Here is a 17,382-nt window from a genome sequence, read left to right as displayed (position 1 = left end):
TTTCTAGTGGGACTTTTTGTAGTCATTGGCTATGGCCTCTGCAAACAGTTTTGCCAAATCTTCATCTGGGTGACCATCGTTTGGGATGTAGATTTGTTTTTTTTGAGAAAACAAAACCTTGGTCTCTGCGCGTAGGTCAATGGTAGCCATTCCTTCCGATGCAAAGAATCTTTTTGCAACATCATAATTCGGATCATTTGTATCAGGTGTTCCATTCGGGGCCATTCCCCAAGAGAATAAAATTTTCCATTGTTCTTTGTTGTGGATTCTGTTTTGAATGAATGTTTTTAAAAACGAATAGGTGGGATGAGAGTTTGGATAAAGAGTCGGAATTCCATTCGTATACACATTCATTTGACGAGATGGTAGGAGTGTGTTATAGAGTGATGAATTTCTTGATAGGTAAAAGTGGATGGGGTATAGGTATTTCTGAATTCCCTTTTTTTCCCTTACGTCATCGATAAAATCAGAAGGATTCCATATCCAATAGATGAAGTTTGGTTTGTTATTTGTTTGATTGAAAGTATCCAAATACAAATTCGAAATTCCATTCGTGCCAATTGCATCCACAGCAACCACACGTGTTTTGATTTTGTATTTAGTTTCTAACAAAAATGCGATGGTTTTTTCAGTAGGTAATCCATAACCCATCGCCATTGAATCACCAAGTAACCAAACTTCTGTTTGATTTGTTTCTGAAAGGTTTGAATTAGTTATCCTTTCTCCCATCTCATCGGTTTGGATGTCCCATGGTTTTCCATCTCGACGAGTGAACCCTTCCTTTACATTCGGACACAAACGGATTTCCGACCAATCTTTCAGACAATGTATTTTTTTATAGCGGAGTTCTTCGTTTGGAGTTTGTTGTTGGAAGCGAAAGTATCCCTCTCCCAAAAAGAGTAGGATACCGAAAACTAAACTAAATTTGAATAGTAGATTAAAGAATTTTTTCAATGAGCAAGTAGAAAAAGGATAAGTTTCCGATATATAGAACCATCACTAAAAATCCAATGGCAATTTGGAACAGGTAAGCGGAATAAGAAAACCCTTGGTAGGCAAGGTAGGTTGTAATTCCTAAAATCATCTCGGGAACTAGTACGTAATAAGCAACATGCTCCCACATCTTTACATTCTGTGCATACCAAGATCCAAAAATCCACATCGTTGCTTCAGACAATCCAAAGATGAATAAACTGACAAGCCCCACCCATATCCCTGTACCGATGATTGAGACTGATCTTTCTTCTAGTTTGATTCCAGTATAAACACAGATAAAAAGAGGTATGACCCATAGACCTGCCATATAACCAGAGACAGTTCCTATTTTGAAAAATCCATCTTCAGGAAAAACTAATATCTGTAAAACGGCCGACAAAAACCAATCTGGAAAAACCATAAAAATGGAAAGTGGTACTAAAAATTTCCAAATTCGATACGGAGTGTGCCAATGGAATACAATACAAATGGCAACAAAACTGACATGGAAAAAAGCCGTGAGGCTTGCGATTTTCACACCAGCTTCATAAGGAGCATAAAAGAGAACAATACCAGAGAGTATGGTAAATACAAAAAAGTACAAAGCGAGTAAAAATTCTTCAGCCAGGAACTTTGGTTTCATCGTTCTCGAATTTGAAAGGAATGGATTGGAAAGGCAAGTCGAAACTTTGTTTGGTGGTAAGAAAAATAAAAAATCAGAAGGTAGGATGAATGAATGGAAATAGAAATGATCTTGGGAGATACTGGGTTCGAACCAGTGACCTCTACCATGTCAAGGTAGCGCTCTAACCAACTGAGCTAATCCCCCAAGGTAAAACCACTTCACCAGAGTCTTATCCACCGTAAAGTACGATTTCGCCACTTGTTCCAAAGGGAAAAATCTTCACTCAACCGATCACATAGACTTTTCGGATCGGAAATTTGGTTCATAAGAACAATTAAATTGTCTTTTGCCCTAGACAAAGCAACATAGAGAATCCTCCTTTCTTCTTCGAAGTCAATTGTATTTAGATCTTTACTCCAACCTTGGCATAAATCCACAATCACAGTCTTAAATTCTAGACCTTTTGCACTATGGATTGTCATCACTTGTTTTTTGGGCACTCCCACTTGGATCCATTCGGCTTTGCGAAAATTACTACGTGTGAGTAAAACAGACTCAGAATCAATCGAGTGGTATTTTTTCCAAATTGTTTCTAAGAATGGATCGTTTTCTTTTTTGACTTCCAAATGGAAAAATCCTTTTTCCTTTCGAAAGGAAATCGTTTTTTTGGGAATTTTGTCTTTGTTTTGTCTGATGGGTAATAAACTTTTTTGAATGATTGTTTTTGTTGATCGGTAGTTAGTTGGTAATTTGTATTGGATTACATTTGGGAAATGATTCGAAAATTCTAAAAATGGTTTGGGAGTGGCTCCTCGGAATCCATAAATTGCCTGCCAATCATCTCCCACAACCGTGATGGTTTCAAACTCCATCCGTTTGATGATCTCCAATTGTTGTTCATCTGTGTCTTGGAATTCATCGATGATGAGGGATTTCCAATTTTTTTTGAGGGTTCGAGAATCTTCTGATTTTAAAAATTCTAAAAAATCTTGGATTAAGTCATCAAATTCAAAGTAATTGTTCTCTCGTTTCCAGTTTTGAAAGGAAGTGATGTAGTTTTCATAAATTTCTTTAGATATGTTTCGTAAATACTTCCCATTTTGTTTTGTGAGTATGGAAAATGGAATTCCACCTATCAGTTCACGATTTGGCTCTAATATTTTTTTGGTCAATTCCCATTTTTTTGATTCTGGTAAAAGTTTACATTTGGACCAATTTTTTTGAAAATGAGAATGTTTTAAGGAGTGATAACAAAACGAATGAAAGGTGGAAATGTGATACAAGTGAGAAAGGCCTCTTTTCTCACAACGTTCTTTGAATTCCTTTGTGGCTTTTTTGGTAAATGTGACAATGAGTGTTTTGTCGGGGTGGATGGTTTGGTTTTTTTCCCGTTCCTCTAAGAGTCCAATCATAGTGGCTGTTTTGCCAGAGCCAGCACCAGCAATCACTTGTATAACGGGGTTTTTACTAGTGATGATTTCCTTTTGTTCCAAACTCCACATAGAAACTTGAGGTAATGGATTGTTTGATTGGATCTATAATTGATTCGAATTGATCACCTAAACATGGATTTGTTTAAATTTTAAAGACAGCAGTGTCTTCATCTTCCTCTTCTTTTAGATCATAATAACCATAAATAAAATGAGAACTGGCACGAACTTCCATTCCATAAAAATGTTCAGAGATCCTACCAGATTTTATCACTTCGAGTTTGTATTCCTCTGCTAAAAATTTCATTTTATCCATGGAGATTTTTTCATTGATCTTCGGACCAAATCCAGACTCTGTTTTTGACCAATCAACGATGAATAACCTTCCACCTGCCTTCATGGAACGAATGAGTCCATCCATCGCCAAACCTGGGTTTGGGAAGGTGGATAAAGAAAGGGAGGCAAAAATAATTTCTGGAACCGGAACCCATTCGGGAAGGAGAGGGTGGTCAGATTGGTCCATATAAAAGGGGGTGAGTTGTTCAATCCCTTCCATGAGTTTTCTACGGAGGATGCGATCGATGATGTCTTGTTGGCATTCCGCAGCCCAAATCCAAACATTGGGAAACCATTTGCGGAAGTCCTGAAAATAAAACCCAAGCCCACTTCCAAAATCAACCAAATTGGTTAGGCCCTTCCAATTGAAAAAAGCATACACATCTTCTGGAGGACAAACCTCTCTTCTATGGCTTGAGAGCAAATACTCTTGGTAAGTTTGGGAACGGTAGTATTCCGTTTCAGACATAATGACAAATCTTCTAGAAAAGAGGGGAAAGTACAAACGAAAAATTCAATTCGAGGGAGACAACCACCGAAAATCTAAGTATGAAGTTCTCGATTCACCTCTGGACGGTTGTACTGCTACTTTCTCAATTCCCGGTTTGGGCAGACTCCGGATTTGAGGAAAGTCGTTATCCATCGATTGCAAAAGCTATTCATGCGAGTCTTTTGCCTGACAAAAAATCCATTCGGATTGATTGGGATTCACCCAAACAAGAAGGTGAAATCATCGTTGCCAGATCCAATGTGATGATTGATAGCCCAGATAAACTGTACATTGCCGATTCACTTGGCCGATACAAAGCCTCTGGTCCTAATGCAACTCGTTTATACTTTGATTATAATTTAAAACCTGGAACATACTATTATGCGATTGTGATGGTTTCCGATGTTCGCAAACGAGAAGTCAAATTGTTTGCCAATCAAAACTATACGATCATACCTGTAACCATTGCAGAAGAAAATGGAACACCTGTTGTAGGGCAAAATCCAGATTTCCCAGCGTTCCCACAAGATACCAATATCCAGTCAATGGTGGGTGGTGTATCTGGAATCACAGCCAATATCGAAAAACGATTCATCCGATTGAATTGGAATCCACCACAGGGTGCCACAGCGGGAAGAACAATTTACACTGTTTATCGTTCCAACTCACCACTTACAAGTCTTCCACTCATGCAAAAAGCAGAGAAACTCACAGAGCTCACACATCCGACAACTTCCTTTTTGGACCAAGACTTAAGTAAATCCCAAACCTTGTATTATGGTGTTTCTGTGAAACAGGTGGGGAGTGAAGAAACTCTTCCTCTAGAAGATAAAAAATCGACACTACGTGTTTTTTATATCAAACAATCAGATAAAGCAAATGCAGAAGTAATCGTTGAAGAGACTCCCAAAAAGGAAAACCCTGAAGTTGCTTCTAATGAAGTGACACCAAACTTAACGGGAGCTCTACATGTGCGAGGATTAGGGTATGAACGTGTTGGCAAAGGAGCAGTGATCAGTTGGCTAAGTCCAGAAGCTGCCGATGAAACAACAATTTATACTTTGTATGCTTCCATTCGTCCCTTAAACCAAGGTGCATCATCCTTTAACCAAGGAACAGTTGTTAAGGTTGCAACAGTTGTTCATCCTAAAACTAATTTTTTCATCAAAGAGTTAAAAGAAATTGATGAATTGTATTTTGGTGTGACCGCAAAATCAAGTTCCGTTCCAGAAGATTATAATCTAAAAGAAAACGTATCCTATTTTAAATATGATTTTTCTAAGGATAACCTTCCGAAAGAAGAACCAGATATTGTAGCTGAATCAAAACCTAAAAAAGAACCCGAAAAATCTGAAATTTATAAAAATGAACATGCTGTAACTCCAACTGAGTTGGCTCCTCCTAAAGAAAACATTGAGCCTGTAAATGATTTTAAACAAGAAACACAAGCAACAGTTACATACGATTTAGGGCAAACAGAGTTGAATCGGATCATCAAAGAAACGGTGATCCAAAAGAAATTTGAAACAGCCGTTTATCGTTTAGAAGAATATTTAAAATATGAAACTAGTTCTTACTTAAGGGGAAAAGCAATGTTTTTCTTAGGTGTTAGCGCTTTAAAAACCGGTGATACCAAAAAAGCTTTAAAGTGTTTTTTGAAAAAGGAAACCAAATCCTATTCTCCATCAAGAGTTGAATTTTGGACGAATCAAACCCTAAATCAAGTGGGTAGAGGTAATTTATGAGTCGAGTGATCGTATCCTTAGCAGGTTTGTTATTTATTGTAGCTGGACTCTCCACTGCCTATTACCAAACCAATATTTCTGCAAAAGAAGACCAGTCTCAATTGGTATTAGAAAAAATTGCAGAAGGTGAAGAGTATCTAAAACAAACAAATCCACATAGCAAAGAGAAGGCGATTGTTATCTTTTCTGAATTAGCTGGTAAACAAGGTTTGGAAAAATATGAATTTCAAATTAAATACAACCAAGCAAGAGCTTTGGAAAAAAATTCAGATTTTTATCCAGCATTGGACATCTATAAAGATCTCAAAAAAAATTCAAACTGGAAACAAGAAGATCGAGATAAACTGAGTTATTCTTTGGGAAATTTGCTTTTAAAGATAGGAAATGAACCAGAAGGGAAGGCGCATCTGGAATCGGTTTTACAATCTAGTTCCGACAATAAACTTCGCTCCAAAACCTTCATGGCACTTGCTGACCATTATTACAAAATTGGGCAGTATGAAACCGCTCGTAAAAATTATGTTTTATCTTTGCAAGAAGATCCTAACCATACGGAATCAAGAATTGGTTGGGGGCGTACTTTACGCAAATTAGGAAAAGATTGGGCATCATTTGATGTATTTGATGAATACATCGAAACCCAAGATGGACTTGCTGGCGCGGATGAAAAAGTAGTGGGTGAGTATAAAGACTCAGTATTCAAAGAAGCAAAAGACAATTATACTAAAAAACAATATGCGAAATCAATTGAATTGTTTCAAAAATCTTTAACGGTGAATCCTTCTCCTAAAAAAGAAGAAGAAGCTTTGTATTATATTGCACTAGCTTATGATGCAATAGGAAAACAAACTGAATCACTTACATATATCAATAAGGTATTGAATAATAGTGATTATTCTTTAGACCAAGCTTCACTTTATAAAAAGGGAACAATTTACTTCAGACAAGGTAAGTTTGAAAAAGCAGCCGGTATTTTCCAAACCATTGTAGACAAATACCCTAAAAACCAGATTACCGACAAGGCGATTGCATGGAAAAAAGAATCACTAGATCAGTTTACTGACCACAATGATTTAGAAGATTCTGATGTATCGTCAGATTCTAATTCAAATAAACCGAATTCTTATTCAGGGAAACCTGATTCGGGAAATGATTTAGAATTTTAGTTGGTTTCCATTAGAAACTCATTCGTATGTGTATTGAAAAGAGCTTCCTCTAATCCGAAAGTTTTATAAATTTCCGGAACAATATCAGCTAACGAATGTATATTTTCTGCGAAGCGGTCAGCATCCTTTCCATACAGGATGGTGGCCGCTGGGTTTTCTGTATGATTTTTTTGGCTTAAGTCTTCCATGTTCCCATGATCACTGGAAACAATTAACAGATCTTCGTCTGGGTTTAGATTCGTTAAAAGTCCTTTAAAAAATGACTCTAAATTAAAAATCACTTTTTCAGCTTTCTCCCAATCCATTGCATGACCCACTTTATCTGTTAAAAAATATTCATACAAAGTCAGTTGGTAGCTTGAAAATCGTTCGAAACATTTTGTACCAAGAAGGTATGGATCTCTTTTTTCTAAAAGAGGATCACCTTCTTTTAACATATCTATTCCGAGTGTTCCCATAATTTCATGTGTGAGGTCCATATAAAGTCCTCTTTCATTACGAAGGTCCTCAAAATTTTTGAGAGGCCTACCACTGGCAAGTTGGATAAGGGTGGAAGCTGAAACCAGTTTAGGTTTTTCTTCCACATGTTTTAAGTAAGGTGGCGAAAAACAGTTTAAAAAATCACTGAGGATTCCCTGTTCATTTAAAACTTTGATGAGTGAGTATTTTGCTATAATTTTCCGTAAGGTGATGGTTGGAAATCCACTGACATGGCGACCTAAAACCTTAGGTCCAGGAATTCCTGTCCAAAGTGCTGTCTGGCCCGTGGCTGATTGGGGGAGACCAGGAACACCCATATGGGCATCCGTCTTTACATAATGGATATGATTGGCATTGACAGGGAGATTTAGGTCGAATTTGGAAATCCCACCAACAGGTGCTAAAAACCCTTTTGCAAAACGGCTAAATGGATTGGTTTTTGGATCATAGTTTGCGATCCCAACCCCATCCAAAAATACATAAAAAATCATTCCTTTCCTTAGACCGATTGGTTTTTGCCTAATGACAACCCGATAATAAGAATGATGAAACGAAATTTCGGAAACCTGTCTATTCTTTTTGGTCTCATTTCCGTTTCGTTATTTGTTACCTTCCTTTTTTACGGTTATTTTGAATGGATTCGTCCCATCCAAAGGAAAACGAATCTGATCACGGCTCTTTTGCGTTATGATGAAAATCGAACCAATGAGTATTTGAATACAATTGAGTTTTTTGTTCGTGACTCAGAATTACCTTATCGTGCGAGTAAAGTCACAAAACAAATTCAAAAATCCCTACATTTAGAATACGTACGATTATATGATGATTCATTACGTTTGATTCATAGTACAAATGAAACCAACGAAATTTTTCAGGAAGAATTGAGACAGGACCCATCTGGATTACTAGAAGGTAAGATTAAAATTTTATCTAACGGTGATTATGTGTATCGGGTCACAACCGGAAAATTTTTCATTGTATTCCCAAAGTTTAATTTTTCGCATGGGTCTGTTCAAAATCCGAATTTAGAATATGGATATTTGTATTGGGTATTCCAACCGAATACCCAAAAAATCTTATATACCAATGATGAATCGATTCTGTCTGGTGACAGAGAAAGTAACGAATTATTAGGTTTGTTCCAAGGGAAAGAAGGCCAGGAGATCACTTGGCAAATCGATGGTGACTTCTCTAATTTATATTTAGAAACAAAAGATCGGTTTTCCATTTATTTATTAAGGCAAACAGATACGGAAGTGGAAGAAATTCGTTATGGTTGTTTTATCCTCTTTCTCATAACGTTTACTGGTTTATTTTATATACGTTTTGTTTGGATGGTAGTTCATTTCGAACATTTCCATTTCAAAAAACGAATTGTGATACCTATACTTGTTTATTTAGTACTCCTTGTTTTTTACCAAAAAAGTTGGGAATTATTTCCTGACTATCGTTATTACAGACCATGGACCAAACACAGGTTCAATCAACTAGAAGATACTTTGATTGGTCTTGAAAAAAATATTAGGTCAAATTACCTAAATCATACAAATGGATTCGGGATCAGTGAGTCAGTAGTCTCGGAAATTTATGAATGGAAAATGGAGCAGGTGGATGTAACTCTTCAAAATCGATTTGGATCTGAAATTTTTCTGTTATTACAAACAATGAAAGAAAATCCAAAATCCATTTTGATTGAATCTGAAATGGATTTAGTTTACATGATTCCCATTCAAAACAAGGAAGATAGTTTGAAAACAGTACTCGTTACTGTTCTCAAACCTAATTTATTATATGCTAAAAAAGAAAAAGATACAGATGAATTTTATTTTCCGATTGTTGATATAAAATTGTCTGATAACAAAAGTAAAGAACAGGTAATATTTAATCCTAGGTTATGGAATGGAACTCAGCTTTCAAAACTAAGGCATATAGATTCCAAAAAGGAATCGGTAGGTTTTTTACACCATAAATTCCAGACATATTTTCTAGATAAAGAAAAAGGAAAACCTGGCATTGTTTCTGGATTGACTGTGTATCGATATGCTTCCTATCCAGCGTACATGCTTAGTTTTGGATTTGTTTTTATTGGTCCTTGGGTTTTGTTTGTGTTTTGGGCAAATCTAAAACGAAGATGGTCAACTACACCGATGTTAGGGGAATCCCTCCCTCATCCTGCGGAGATTCACGAAGAACATGAATTGATAAAAAAAACTGAATTGAATCAAGAAGGAATTGAAACAAAAACAGAACCTATTATAAAGAATCAAATTCCTGTGAAAAAAACGAGTTTTAAAATTTTACCTCCTGCTGCTTGGAAACGCGTTGCTATATTAGATGCGGTCCAACGAAAAAGAGAAACAATTTTTAATCCAGAATTAGAACGATTGGTTTCCAATGTGACAAAACGTGAGGATACACTTCCTCCAAAACAAAGTTCCATTCCTGAAAACATTTTTACCTCCATCCCTGAAGAAAAACGATTTGAGTATAGCCTTCTTGATAAAATCTACCGTGAAAATGAAATTTCTTATGATGGTATAGTAGGTTATACAAAAAACTTTATATCCCGTTTGGGTTCTCCTCGTTTTTCTTATTTGTTTTTGAATGATTCACTCGGTTCATTTCATAATCAAATTTCATCCGGTCTTGATTATAATACACGATCCAATTTGATATTTTTACACCATGACCCTTACTTACCATTTGATGAATCTGGTTTTGCTTCTTTGGAGATTGATGAAAATGTAAGACTTGATCGTTTTGTTTCAAAAAAGTTTTCTTGGGAAATTTTATTACAAACAGAGACCATCATAGCCTTTCATATGGAAACACTTGGATTTCCTGGAATATTCCTCGTACTATTGAATAAAGAAGAACGAGGAAAGTTTTTGGATTCACATAAACGGATGATCCAAGAAAAATTAAAACAGGTAATTCCCGCTTTGCATGTACTTGTTGATAAAGAAGAACGAAAACCTGAATTTTTAAAAGATAGTTTGTCATGGATGATTCGATCCTTTATGCAAGCAACCTTTGGTGGAAAAAGAGCAGCAAATGTTCTTCGAATCCATTGGCCTGAATACCATCCATCTCCTGAATGGGAACGTAGCAAAAAACATTTTGTTGAAGTGATCCAAACTTATTTGGAAAGTAAAGATCGATTGATTGAAACCTCACCTAATATGATGTTGATTGTTTCCGCAAAAGATTTATATTTAACTGTTGTTCAAAAATTACAAGAATTACCGTTTTCTCACGAACTCAAATCAATGAAATTTCCAGAAGATGGGCAAAACTACTATTTATATTTTTAAACTAGTATCGGTTTGTTTATTAATCGTTACTTCTATCTCCGCAGGCGGAAGTAAAAAAAAAGAAGAAACCATTGCCTTAAAAAAACAAATCTATGGTTTGCATAAAGTTGATGAAGAAACCAGTTCCATTCCTTATTTGGAACGTTACCTCGAACTAAGCCAAAACGAATTATACTTCAAATTATTATATGCAAAGGCCTTATTGTATCGGAATGATTTGTCAGTACCAAAACCAGATGAACCAGCCGAGGATAGAATCAATAAGGCAAAAATCATTCAAAAAAACTATAATTTAGCCTCAAAACTTTTCCAAGAAAATGTATTACATTTGGAAAAAGTAAGACCAAGAGATCCAAACTTGGGAAGATGGTATTATTTATGGGCTTTTAGTGAGTGGTTTTCGGATAACAAAGAAAAGTCGATCAAACTTTTTTTAAAAGCCGTAAAACTTGATTATCGATTAACAGAATCTTATTATAATATTGCATCACTTTATGAGTCACTTGGTCAATGGAAGGACGCAAGTTTGTATTGGCGAAAATTTGAAAAAGCCGAAAAGGAATTGGAAGAAGAAGATTAATGGCAAAAATTGATAAACGTTTTCAGATTTTACTTTCAGAAGAAGAACAAATATTACTTAAAAATGAAGCAACTCGAAGGGGGATTTCGCAAGGAGAACTCATTCGTTTGGCTTTAAAAAATGAAATCATCCAAAAATCGGAAATACTTAGGCGAAAGGCTGTGCAAAATCTCACGGAGATCTTTCCTTGAAAGTATATTTATCTGCTAGTTTTTTAGTTCCATTGATCCAATCCGATAAAAAGGAAACTTTAAAAAACTTACTACTTGCATCAATCGATTCCAATACACGATTTTTTACTTCGACATATTCCATTCATTTAGTATTTACTACTTTAGGTGTTGTGAGTCCTGAAAAAAAGAAGATGATCTTACGGAACTTAGAGGACCTAACCGATCAAATTTTCCCTATTTCTATGGATGAAATTCGATCGGAGTTACTTCTTTCCGAAGGACTTGGTTTGGAACAAGTGTCTGCCTTAAATGAAGGAATGGATGTCTTTTATCATTATGGAAAGGATGAAATGATAACTCATCCCTTACTTAAGATTCGTAACTTCCTTCGGGAAACTAATTGAAATAGGAGGGGAAAGAGCACTTCTTTGGTCTTTGGAATCCCATTCATTCAGATAACGATTGTAAGCTGAAATTCTGAAATAATAAGTCAAACCCGATTGGAACAAATGCCCTCGTTTCTCTTTTTTTGAAAAATCAACTTGGTCTGCCAAATTTCGGTCTTCCGGTGATTCCAATTGCCCTTCTGGGATGTAAATATTCGTGATGAGTGTATCTTCATCTGCGCAAAATCGTTTGTTGCGAAAACTACTATTTTCATCGTTCCCATCAATTTTACGAAGTTCATTCCCCTGGTTCTTTTTTACAAAAATGGATCCTACCATTCGATTCGGTAAAAGGCCATAATGGATGATGTAACCACCACCATTTTGCACTTCCTTCTCATGATTGGAGTTCCACAAAAAACATACTTGGTCTTCTTTTGTATTGTTTGGGTCCAATCGAAACAGAGTCGGAATGTCTGGAGGAGATTGTTCGGTATAATCGAAACTAAGTGATTGAACGTTCGGAACCGTTTTTCCCATGGGATCTGGCCGAAACCAGATTTTCCATTGGTAGAATTTAAAACGAAGTTTTGGTAAATCCGAAGTAAGGGAACGAATCCTTGTCCAAGAAAGGGAACTCGATTCATTGAATTTTTGATTCGATCCTCGAAAGTACAATTCAATCATCGTGTCTTGTGGTTTATCAATTTTCCATTGGATTTGTTGTAAGATAGAATTACTATACTTGGTTTCTAGGATAGGAGAAATTGTAAAGTTTCCTTCCATTGAACCAATTTTTGTATCATCATCATACTTTACAGATTCAAATTTTGTATAACGAGTTTCTGGTTCCCCTTTGTGGATATGAAATCCATCTAAATTTCCATAGTAAGATTTTCCTAATACTAATGGTGTTGAATCATTTTCAGGAAAACCAAATCCAATGGTATCTGGTGAATTGTTTTCATATTCCGCAGTTTCAATTCCATTTTGGTATAAAACATAACGATGGTTCAGCGTATCAAAGTAAATAGAAATGACTTCCCATGTTTGACGTTTGATTTTCACAGAAGATTCTAAAACAAAACTACTTGTCCTTCCTTCCGTTTTTTGCAAAAGATTGTTCACAAAGAGAGTTGGTTTACCTTCGTTTAATTCAAGTGAGATGCCGTATTTTTTCCCTTTCACATAAACAGTTCGGTCCAAGATCACAGAACCTGCACCTTGTTCTCCCATACGGAGTGGAATGGAAATGCTAAATGGATCTGGGTGGGTTCCAAACACTGAGTTCCCTGAAACGGAAAGATGGATTTGGTTCCTTCTACCAGAAAAGTATGCAGATTTTTTACCAAAAAATTGTGTTTTGGTATCTTCTAAGTATGAAGAGGAAACAACAGAAATTGACTTGGAAGGGAAAGAGGTTCCCGATTCTGAAAGGTTTGGTTCGTTTGGTTCCCCTTCAAAATCAAAAAACAACTCACCATATTTGGGAGTGTTTTCTTTTGGTTTGAGTGTGTTTTTTTTGCCGGGTTCTTTGTGTTCGACAACACCAATTTTTTTCCAAAGGCTCAGGTTGACGGTCTCCTTTTTGGGGACTTCCCATGAAAAGAGAGAGGTCCCTACAAAAAGGAAACAAAGGGAAATTAGGACTGTTCTTCGATAAGACCCAATCGTTTTTGGTGCCTGCCACCTTCGAAATCTGTTTCGATCCATTTTTTCACAATTCTCAGAGCTAAGTCTGTTCCGAGAACTCTTCCCCCTAAAACGAGTACATTGGCATTGTTATGGCGTTTGGACATTTCCGCCGTAAACTCATCATGGCATAGGGCCGCTCGAATGCCTTTGAAGCGGTTTGCTGCAATGGATGCTCCAATGCCAGTACCACAAAGAGCGATGAGCCTTGGGACTTCGTTGGAAAGAACCTTTCGGCAGGCATCTCCAATGATGGTTGGGTAGTCGACGGACTCTTCGCTCTTAGTACCGTAATCGACCATTTCATACGATTCCTCGAGACTTTTCCTGAGGAATTCTTTGAGAGCAAATCCTCCATGATCAGAGGCGATTCCAATTTTTTCTTTCATTCGGATTTTTCCTTTCTTTGTTTTAGGGCATCGGTGTAAGACGTATAACTTTCGATCGAAAGTGAGAGTAGAAACTTATCTCTCTCTCGGAGTAAACTTCCATAATAACCAGTGAATAGGTCTAAATACCTTTCACGTTTGGAACTTGGATTTTTTTCTGATAAATATTCAATTGTCAGTGTGAAAATTTCTTGTTTGATTTCGTTATGTGACTCTAGCCATTGTTTGGCGACCTGAATCTCACTTGGTGTAAGAGGGTAGGTCCTGTTGTCAGAAAGAAGGATCCTCCATTCCAATTGGAAATAGGACTCTTCCCACTTGAGTCCAGAAAGAAGTGATGGTGTTAATAATTCACCCAAATTGGAATCTTTTTCGGGAAGTGTAATCGAAGCTTTGATACAATCCAAAGAATTGACTCTTAGTTCCGCAGATTCTCTTGCAAATAAAGCCATTTTGGTTCGATCCAAATTTTGGATGTCAGGGCTAATTGCTTTTGGTGGAATTTCTTTTTGCAAAGTCACATAACATTGTTTCGCTTCTTCCCAAGCAAAATTTCCTTCAGGGATCCAAACAGAATGTGCATAGAGAACACCTGTTGTGAGGCAAAAAAATACCCCTAATGCAAATTTAACCATTTGTCCTTTCAAACTCTTTGATAAAGGATACAAGTGCATCCACACCTTCTTCAGGCATTGCATTGTAGATACTTGCTCTAAATCCACCTACTTCACGGTATCCTTTGAGGCCAGCAAATCCTTGTTCTTCGGCAAGCGATAAAAATTTGGAATCTAAACTGTCATTATGGCTACGAAATACAACATTCATCGCAGAACGGAAAGCCTCTGGTACGGGAGCATAAAATAATGAAGAGGCATCAAGGGCATCGTACAATTTTTTTGCTTTTCTTTCATTGACTTCTTCCATTACTGAAAGTCCACCTTTCCGTTTTAGGTATTTGTAAACAAGTCCTGCTATGTAAATGGAATAGGTAGGAGGTGTGTTATAAAGAGAGCCATTTTTTTCCATCAATTCAAAATTCATAAGGTTTGGAATTGCATGAGAAACTTTTCCCAGTTTTTCCTTATCATAAATCACAACAGTGAGTCCAGAAGGGCCTATGTTTTTTTGAGCACCTGCAAAGATGACAGAAAAATCATCGATAGGAAGTTTCCGACTGAGTAACTCACTTGTCATGTCAGCAATGAGGGGAGCTTTTTTCAATTTGGGGAAAGATTTGTATCTTGTTCCATAAATTGTATTATTGGATGTGATATAAACATACTTTGCACCATCGTTGATAGAAGCATCCGTGATGGTTGGAAGTTCCATGTATTTGGAATCTGCGCCATTGAAGATGGATTTTACATTTGGGTAGAATTTTTTGGCTTCTTCGAAGGCTTTTTTTGCCCAAACGCCAGTTACTGCAAAATCAGCGGAATCACCTGATTCTAAATAATTAAAAGGAATCGCTGAAAATTGTAATGTCGCTCCGCCGGGAAAATAAACGACCGCATAACGAGACGGTAGGTTTAAGAGTTCTCGTAAATCAGCAATGGATTCATCTAAAATGTTCTGGAAATGTTTTTCTCTATGGCTCATTTCCATAACAGACATACCAGTTCCTCTAAAATTGAGGAATTCAGACTGAGCCTCCTCCATGACCTCGGTAGGGAGCATGGCGGGACCTGCATTAAAATTGTAGATTCTGTGTGTAAACGTAGGCATTCTCCCACAGAATTTTGAATGTCCACCCCCTGGTAAATAGATTTTTATTCGAAAACTTGCTTTGCAGAATCGGAAAGGTTGTTAATCTTGTGGGCATCTGAAACCTAATTTCGTGAGGAAACAATGAGAATCTCTCGTTCCATCATCATCTGTCTAATTGTTGTCGGTTTTTCACTGACAGCCCAATCCAAAGCCCCTCTCGGTGAATCCGAAATCAAGGGTTCCAAAAAAATTGAATTCATCAACCGTTCCCTACGTAAGGCTTCGGATGACATCATCCAAGAAAATACGGAAACGGGTAAAAAACTCGCAGAAACCTTGGCCAAAGAAAATTCGGCAAGTGTAGATGGGGTGAAAATCCAAAGGATTTTGCCTGGTGCTGATGGAAAACTCGGAGCCGATATCCTCATTATCTCTGAATCTCAAAGTTTTGATCATATCAACTCCATTGCAAGGATCCTTGCTTCTTACATTGAAAAGTCATTCCAATACAAAGTAGGGAATGCTGAGACCTTAGCGCAGTACATTCTGTACTACAATGCAACTCATAGAAAGGATTCCAAATTTTTTGGAAAAAAATACACTTCTGGTGTCATGGAAGTTACATCCCCTGATAAATTGGGGATTGATACCGTTTATAAAAATTGGCCAGGGAAAACACAAATCATCATTCCTATTGAAGGCAATATCTTAAAAGACAGTGGAAAAGATCTTACCACTGATGAATTGGAAAAAGATGTAAATCGTACGGTGAAGGACAAAGAAAAAGATCCTGCCACCAAACAAAAGATGGAAGACGAAGCCAAAAAAATGGACAAGTTGCAAACCGATAAAATCAAAGATGAAAAAAAGGTTTTGCAAGATAAAAAAGATGAAGTTTCCAAAGAAGGCAAAGAACTCCAAGACAAAAAAGAAGCTCTTAAAAAACAAGAAGCAGAAGCAGTTGCAAGTCTGAATGAACTCAAAAAAGATCCTGTAAAAAATAAAGCTGAGATTGATAAAAAAACGGAAGAAGTCAAAAAGATCGAACAAGAGAAAAAACAAACTGACGAGAAATCCCAAGCAGTTGAGGCAAAAAAAGAGGAGTTAAGCAAAAAAGAAGAACAACTTGCTAAAAAAGAAGAAGCAAGAACAGGAACCACTACTTCTAGTGATGGTGCAAAAAAAGATGACACGGTTCAAAAGGTAGAAGCGAAAGTTGAAGAATTAAAAACAGAACTCGCACAAACCAAAGAAGAACTGAAGAAAAAAGAAGAACAAAGTGATAATGTTGTGAACAACAAAATCCTTTTTATGAAGTTTATCAAATATGATACAGATGGTCACTATTCCAATGAACTTTGGGCCATTGATCCTGCAAAAGATGATGCTCTATTCAAAAGTCCTTACAATAATATTTGTTCTAAGGAGTTTAAAGAAATTGCAAACCAAGGGGTACTTGTGCTTGGTTATGATGGAGAAAAAGTAGAAACTCGTAAACACAAACTCGTATTACTTGATCCAGATAAATTAGGTGTAAAAAAGACTAGTGAATCAGCAGATATTTTCTGGCGAACACCTATGATCAATCGTGAAGACAAAATTTATGTGATTGAAAAGGTAAAAGACAAATACCATGTATCACGTTTTAAATCAGATTTAACGTTTGAAAAACGGACAGAAGAACCAGTCGAAGAAAATTCGGAACTCACATTTTTTGGCGATAAAATTTACGTAACAGGAAAACCAAAAGAAGGAGAAAAAACAACGATTAAAGTCTTCAAAAAAGAGGACTTAAGTTTACTCAAAACCATTGCTCCGTAAGGAGAGTGGTCAATTCTTATCCATCCAGTTTCATAAGAGTGATTCCTAAATGGAAACATTCTTACGGGCTGGC

16 protein-coding genes and 1 tRNA gene are annotated in these 17,382 nt (G+C 36.6%); 7 read left to right on the top strand and 10 right to left on the bottom strand.

Annotation, left to right across the window (positions count from 1 at the left end; all coding sequences use genetic code 11):
* Positions 1 to 3 precede the first annotated feature (3 nt).
* The 5 genes from ND812_RS14515 to ND812_RS14495 all read right to left on the bottom strand — a co-directional run bounded on the left by ND812_RS14515 (position 4) and on the right by ND812_RS14495 (position 3,835).
* Complete coding sequence (locus ND812_RS14515; protein ID WP_407658562.1) at positions 4 to 954, bottom strand: LA_2486 family SGNH/GDSL-type esterase; 951 nt, start codon at positions 952 to 954, stop codon at positions 4 to 6.
* Complete coding sequence (locus ND812_RS14510) at positions 938 to 1,618, bottom strand: DUF6989 domain-containing protein (protein WP_265376107.1); 681 nt, start codon at positions 1,616 to 1,618, stop codon at positions 938 to 940. Before ND812_RS14510 ends, ND812_RS14515 begins: the two co-directional genes overlap by 17 nt.
* Before the next feature lie 112 nt (positions 1,619 to 1,730).
* Positions 1,731 to 1,804 (bottom strand) — tRNA-Val (locus ND812_RS14505).
* Between the two features lie 14 nt (positions 1,805 to 1,818).
* On the bottom strand, positions 1,819 to 3,102 hold the full coding sequence (locus ND812_RS14500) for a UvrD-helicase domain-containing protein (RefSeq protein WP_265376106.1): 1,284 nt from the start codon (positions 3,100 to 3,102) through the stop codon (positions 1,819 to 1,821).
* Positions 3,103 to 3,175: 73 nt separating this feature from the next.
* On the bottom strand, positions 3,176 to 3,835 hold the full coding sequence (locus tag ND812_RS14495) for a class I SAM-dependent methyltransferase (RefSeq protein WP_265376105.1): 660 nt from the start codon (positions 3,833 to 3,835) through the stop codon (positions 3,176 to 3,178).
* 80 nt (positions 3,836 to 3,915) lie between these two features.
* Between ND812_RS14495 and ND812_RS14490 the strand changes: the two genes are divergently transcribed.
* Together ND812_RS14490 and ND812_RS14485 are read left to right on the top strand one after the other, a co-directional pair.
* Positions 3,916 to 5,601 (top strand): tetratricopeptide repeat protein, encoded by a 1,686-nt coding sequence (locus ND812_RS14490; RefSeq protein WP_265376104.1) that lies wholly within the window; start codon positions 3,916 to 3,918, stop codon positions 5,599 to 5,601.
* Positions 5,598 to 6,767 carry a tetratricopeptide repeat protein gene (locus ND812_RS14485; protein ID WP_265357389.1) on the top strand — a complete coding sequence of 390 codons (1,170 nt, stop codon included), beginning with the start codon at positions 5,598 to 5,600 and terminating at the stop codon, positions 6,765 to 6,767. Before ND812_RS14490 ends, ND812_RS14485 begins: the two co-directional genes overlap by 4 nt.
* On the opposite strand, the gene ND812_RS14480 is transcribed toward ND812_RS14485, so the two are convergent.
* Entirely contained in the window at positions 6,764 to 7,738 is a 975-nt protein-coding gene (locus tag ND812_RS14480) for an alkaline phosphatase family protein (RefSeq protein WP_265376103.1), read from the bottom strand. The two genes, ND812_RS14485 and ND812_RS14480, sit on opposite strands and share 4 nt — an antisense overlap.
* Before the next feature lie 51 nt (positions 7,739 to 7,789).
* Between ND812_RS14480 and ND812_RS14475 the strand changes: the two genes are divergently transcribed.
* Genes ND812_RS14475 through ND812_RS14460 form a run of 4 tightly spaced genes read left to right on the top strand, consistent with a single transcriptional unit; the run spans position 7,790 to position 11,718 of the window.
* A complete protein-coding gene (locus tag ND812_RS14475) occupies positions 7,790 to 10,561 on the top strand; it encodes a hypothetical protein (RefSeq protein ID WP_265376102.1) in 2,772 nt (923 codons plus the stop codon).
* The gene (locus ND812_RS14470) at positions 10,533 to 11,141 is read left to right on the top strand and encodes a tetratricopeptide repeat protein (protein WP_265376101.1); all 609 of its coding nucleotides are present in this window, start codon (positions 10,533 to 10,535) and stop codon (positions 11,139 to 11,141) included. Before ND812_RS14475 ends, ND812_RS14470 begins: the two co-directional genes overlap by 29 nt.
* On the top strand, positions 11,141 to 11,332 hold the full coding sequence (locus ND812_RS14465) for a ribbon-helix-helix domain-containing protein (protein ID WP_265376100.1): 192 nt from the start codon (positions 11,141 to 11,143) through the stop codon (positions 11,330 to 11,332). The genes ND812_RS14470 and ND812_RS14465 overlap by 1 nt, the downstream gene beginning before the upstream one ends.
* Complete coding sequence (locus ND812_RS14460) at positions 11,329 to 11,718, top strand: hypothetical protein (protein WP_265376099.1); 390 nt, start codon at positions 11,329 to 11,331, stop codon at positions 11,716 to 11,718. The genes ND812_RS14465 and ND812_RS14460 overlap by 4 nt, the downstream gene beginning before the upstream one ends.
* Here the strand turns inward: ND812_RS14460 and ND812_RS14455 are convergent.
* The 4 genes from ND812_RS14455 to serC are packed head-to-tail and all read right to left on the bottom strand — an operon-like array spanning position 11,680 to position 15,506.
* The gene (locus ND812_RS14455; RefSeq protein WP_265376098.1) at positions 11,680 to 13,413 is read right to left on the bottom strand and encodes a concanavalin A-like lectin/glucanase; all 1,734 of its coding nucleotides are present in this window, start codon (positions 13,411 to 13,413) and stop codon (positions 11,680 to 11,682) included. The genes ND812_RS14460 and ND812_RS14455 overlap by 39 nt on opposite strands.
* A complete protein-coding gene (rpiB, locus tag ND812_RS14450) occupies positions 13,344 to 13,781 on the bottom strand; it encodes a ribose 5-phosphate isomerase B (RefSeq protein ID WP_135742989.1) in 438 nt (145 codons plus the stop codon). The genes ND812_RS14455 and rpiB overlap by 70 nt, the downstream gene beginning before the upstream one ends.
* Positions 13,778 to 14,416 (bottom strand): hypothetical protein, encoded by a 639-nt coding sequence (locus ND812_RS14445; RefSeq protein WP_265376097.1) that lies wholly within the window; start codon positions 14,414 to 14,416, stop codon positions 13,778 to 13,780. The genes rpiB and ND812_RS14445 overlap by 4 nt, the downstream gene beginning before the upstream one ends.
* Positions 14,409 to 15,506, bottom strand: coding sequence for a 3-phosphoserine/phosphohydroxythreonine transaminase (serC, locus tag ND812_RS14440; protein ID WP_265376096.1), 1,098 nt, complete (start codon positions 15,504 to 15,506; stop codon positions 14,409 to 14,411). The genes ND812_RS14445 and serC overlap by 8 nt, the downstream gene beginning before the upstream one ends.
* 123 nt (positions 15,507 to 15,629) lie before the next feature.
* On the opposite strand from serC, the gene ND812_RS14435 reads away from it, so the two are divergent.
* Positions 15,630 to 17,309 (top strand): P83/100 family protein, encoded by a 1,680-nt coding sequence (locus tag ND812_RS14435; protein ID WP_265376095.1) that lies wholly within the window; start codon positions 15,630 to 15,632, stop codon positions 17,307 to 17,309.
* Positions 17,310 to 17,382 lie beyond the last annotated feature (73 nt).

Origin of the sequence: Leptospira limi (assembly GCF_026151395.1) — a bacterium.
Taxonomy (GTDB): Bacteria; Spirochaetota; Leptospiria; order Leptospirales; family Leptospiraceae; genus Leptospira_A; species Leptospira_A limi.
The sequence above is the reverse complement of the archived record's forward strand: the minus strand, read 5'-3'. Positions and strand labels throughout refer to the sequence as shown.

Excerpts from the sequence above, each read along its gene's own strand:
- ND812_RS14480 (WP_265376103.1), bottom strand. The coding sequence starts at position 7,738 with ATGATTTTTTATGTATTTTTGGATGGGGTTGGGATCGCAAACTATGAT.
- ND812_RS14495 (WP_265376105.1), bottom strand. The coding sequence starts at position 3,835 with ATGTCTGAAACGGAATACTACCGTTCCCAAACTTACCAAGAGTATTTG.
- rpiB (WP_135742989.1), bottom strand. The coding sequence starts at position 13,781 with ATGAAAGAAAAAATTGGAATCGCCTCTGATCATGGAGGATTTGCTCTC.
- ND812_RS14475 (WP_265376102.1), top strand. The coding sequence starts at position 7,790 with ATGATGAAACGAAATTTCGGAAACCTGTCTATTCTTTTTGGTCTCATT.
- ND812_RS14455 (WP_265376098.1), bottom strand. The coding sequence starts at position 13,413 with ATGGATCGAAACAGATTTCGAAGGTGGCAGGCACCAAAAACGATTGGG.
- serC (WP_265376096.1), bottom strand. The coding sequence starts at position 15,506 with ATGCCTACGTTTACACACAGAATCTACAATTTTAATGCAGGTCCCGCC.
- ND812_RS14445 (WP_265376097.1), bottom strand. The coding sequence starts at position 14,416 with ATGGTTAAATTTGCATTAGGGGTATTTTTTTGCCTCACAACAGGTGTT.
- ND812_RS14470 (WP_265376101.1), top strand. The coding sequence starts at position 10,533 with ATGGGCAAAACTACTATTTATATTTTTAAACTAGTATCGGTTTGTTTA.
- ND812_RS14465 (WP_265376100.1), top strand. The coding sequence starts at position 11,141 with ATGGCAAAAATTGATAAACGTTTTCAGATTTTACTTTCAGAAGAAGAA.
- ND812_RS14435 (WP_265376095.1), top strand. The coding sequence starts at position 15,630 with ATGAGAATCTCTCGTTCCATCATCATCTGTCTAATTGTTGTCGGTTTT.
- ND812_RS14490 (WP_265376104.1), top strand. The coding sequence starts at position 3,916 with ATGAAGTTCTCGATTCACCTCTGGACGGTTGTACTGCTACTTTCTCAA.
- ND812_RS14485 (WP_265357389.1), top strand. The coding sequence starts at position 5,598 with ATGAGTCGAGTGATCGTATCCTTAGCAGGTTTGTTATTTATTGTAGCT.
- ND812_RS14500 (WP_265376106.1), bottom strand. The coding sequence starts at position 3,102 with ATGTGGAGTTTGGAACAAAAGGAAATCATCACTAGTAAAAACCCCGTT.
- ND812_RS14510 (WP_265376107.1), bottom strand. The coding sequence starts at position 1,618 with ATGAAACCAAAGTTCCTGGCTGAAGAATTTTTACTCGCTTTGTACTTT.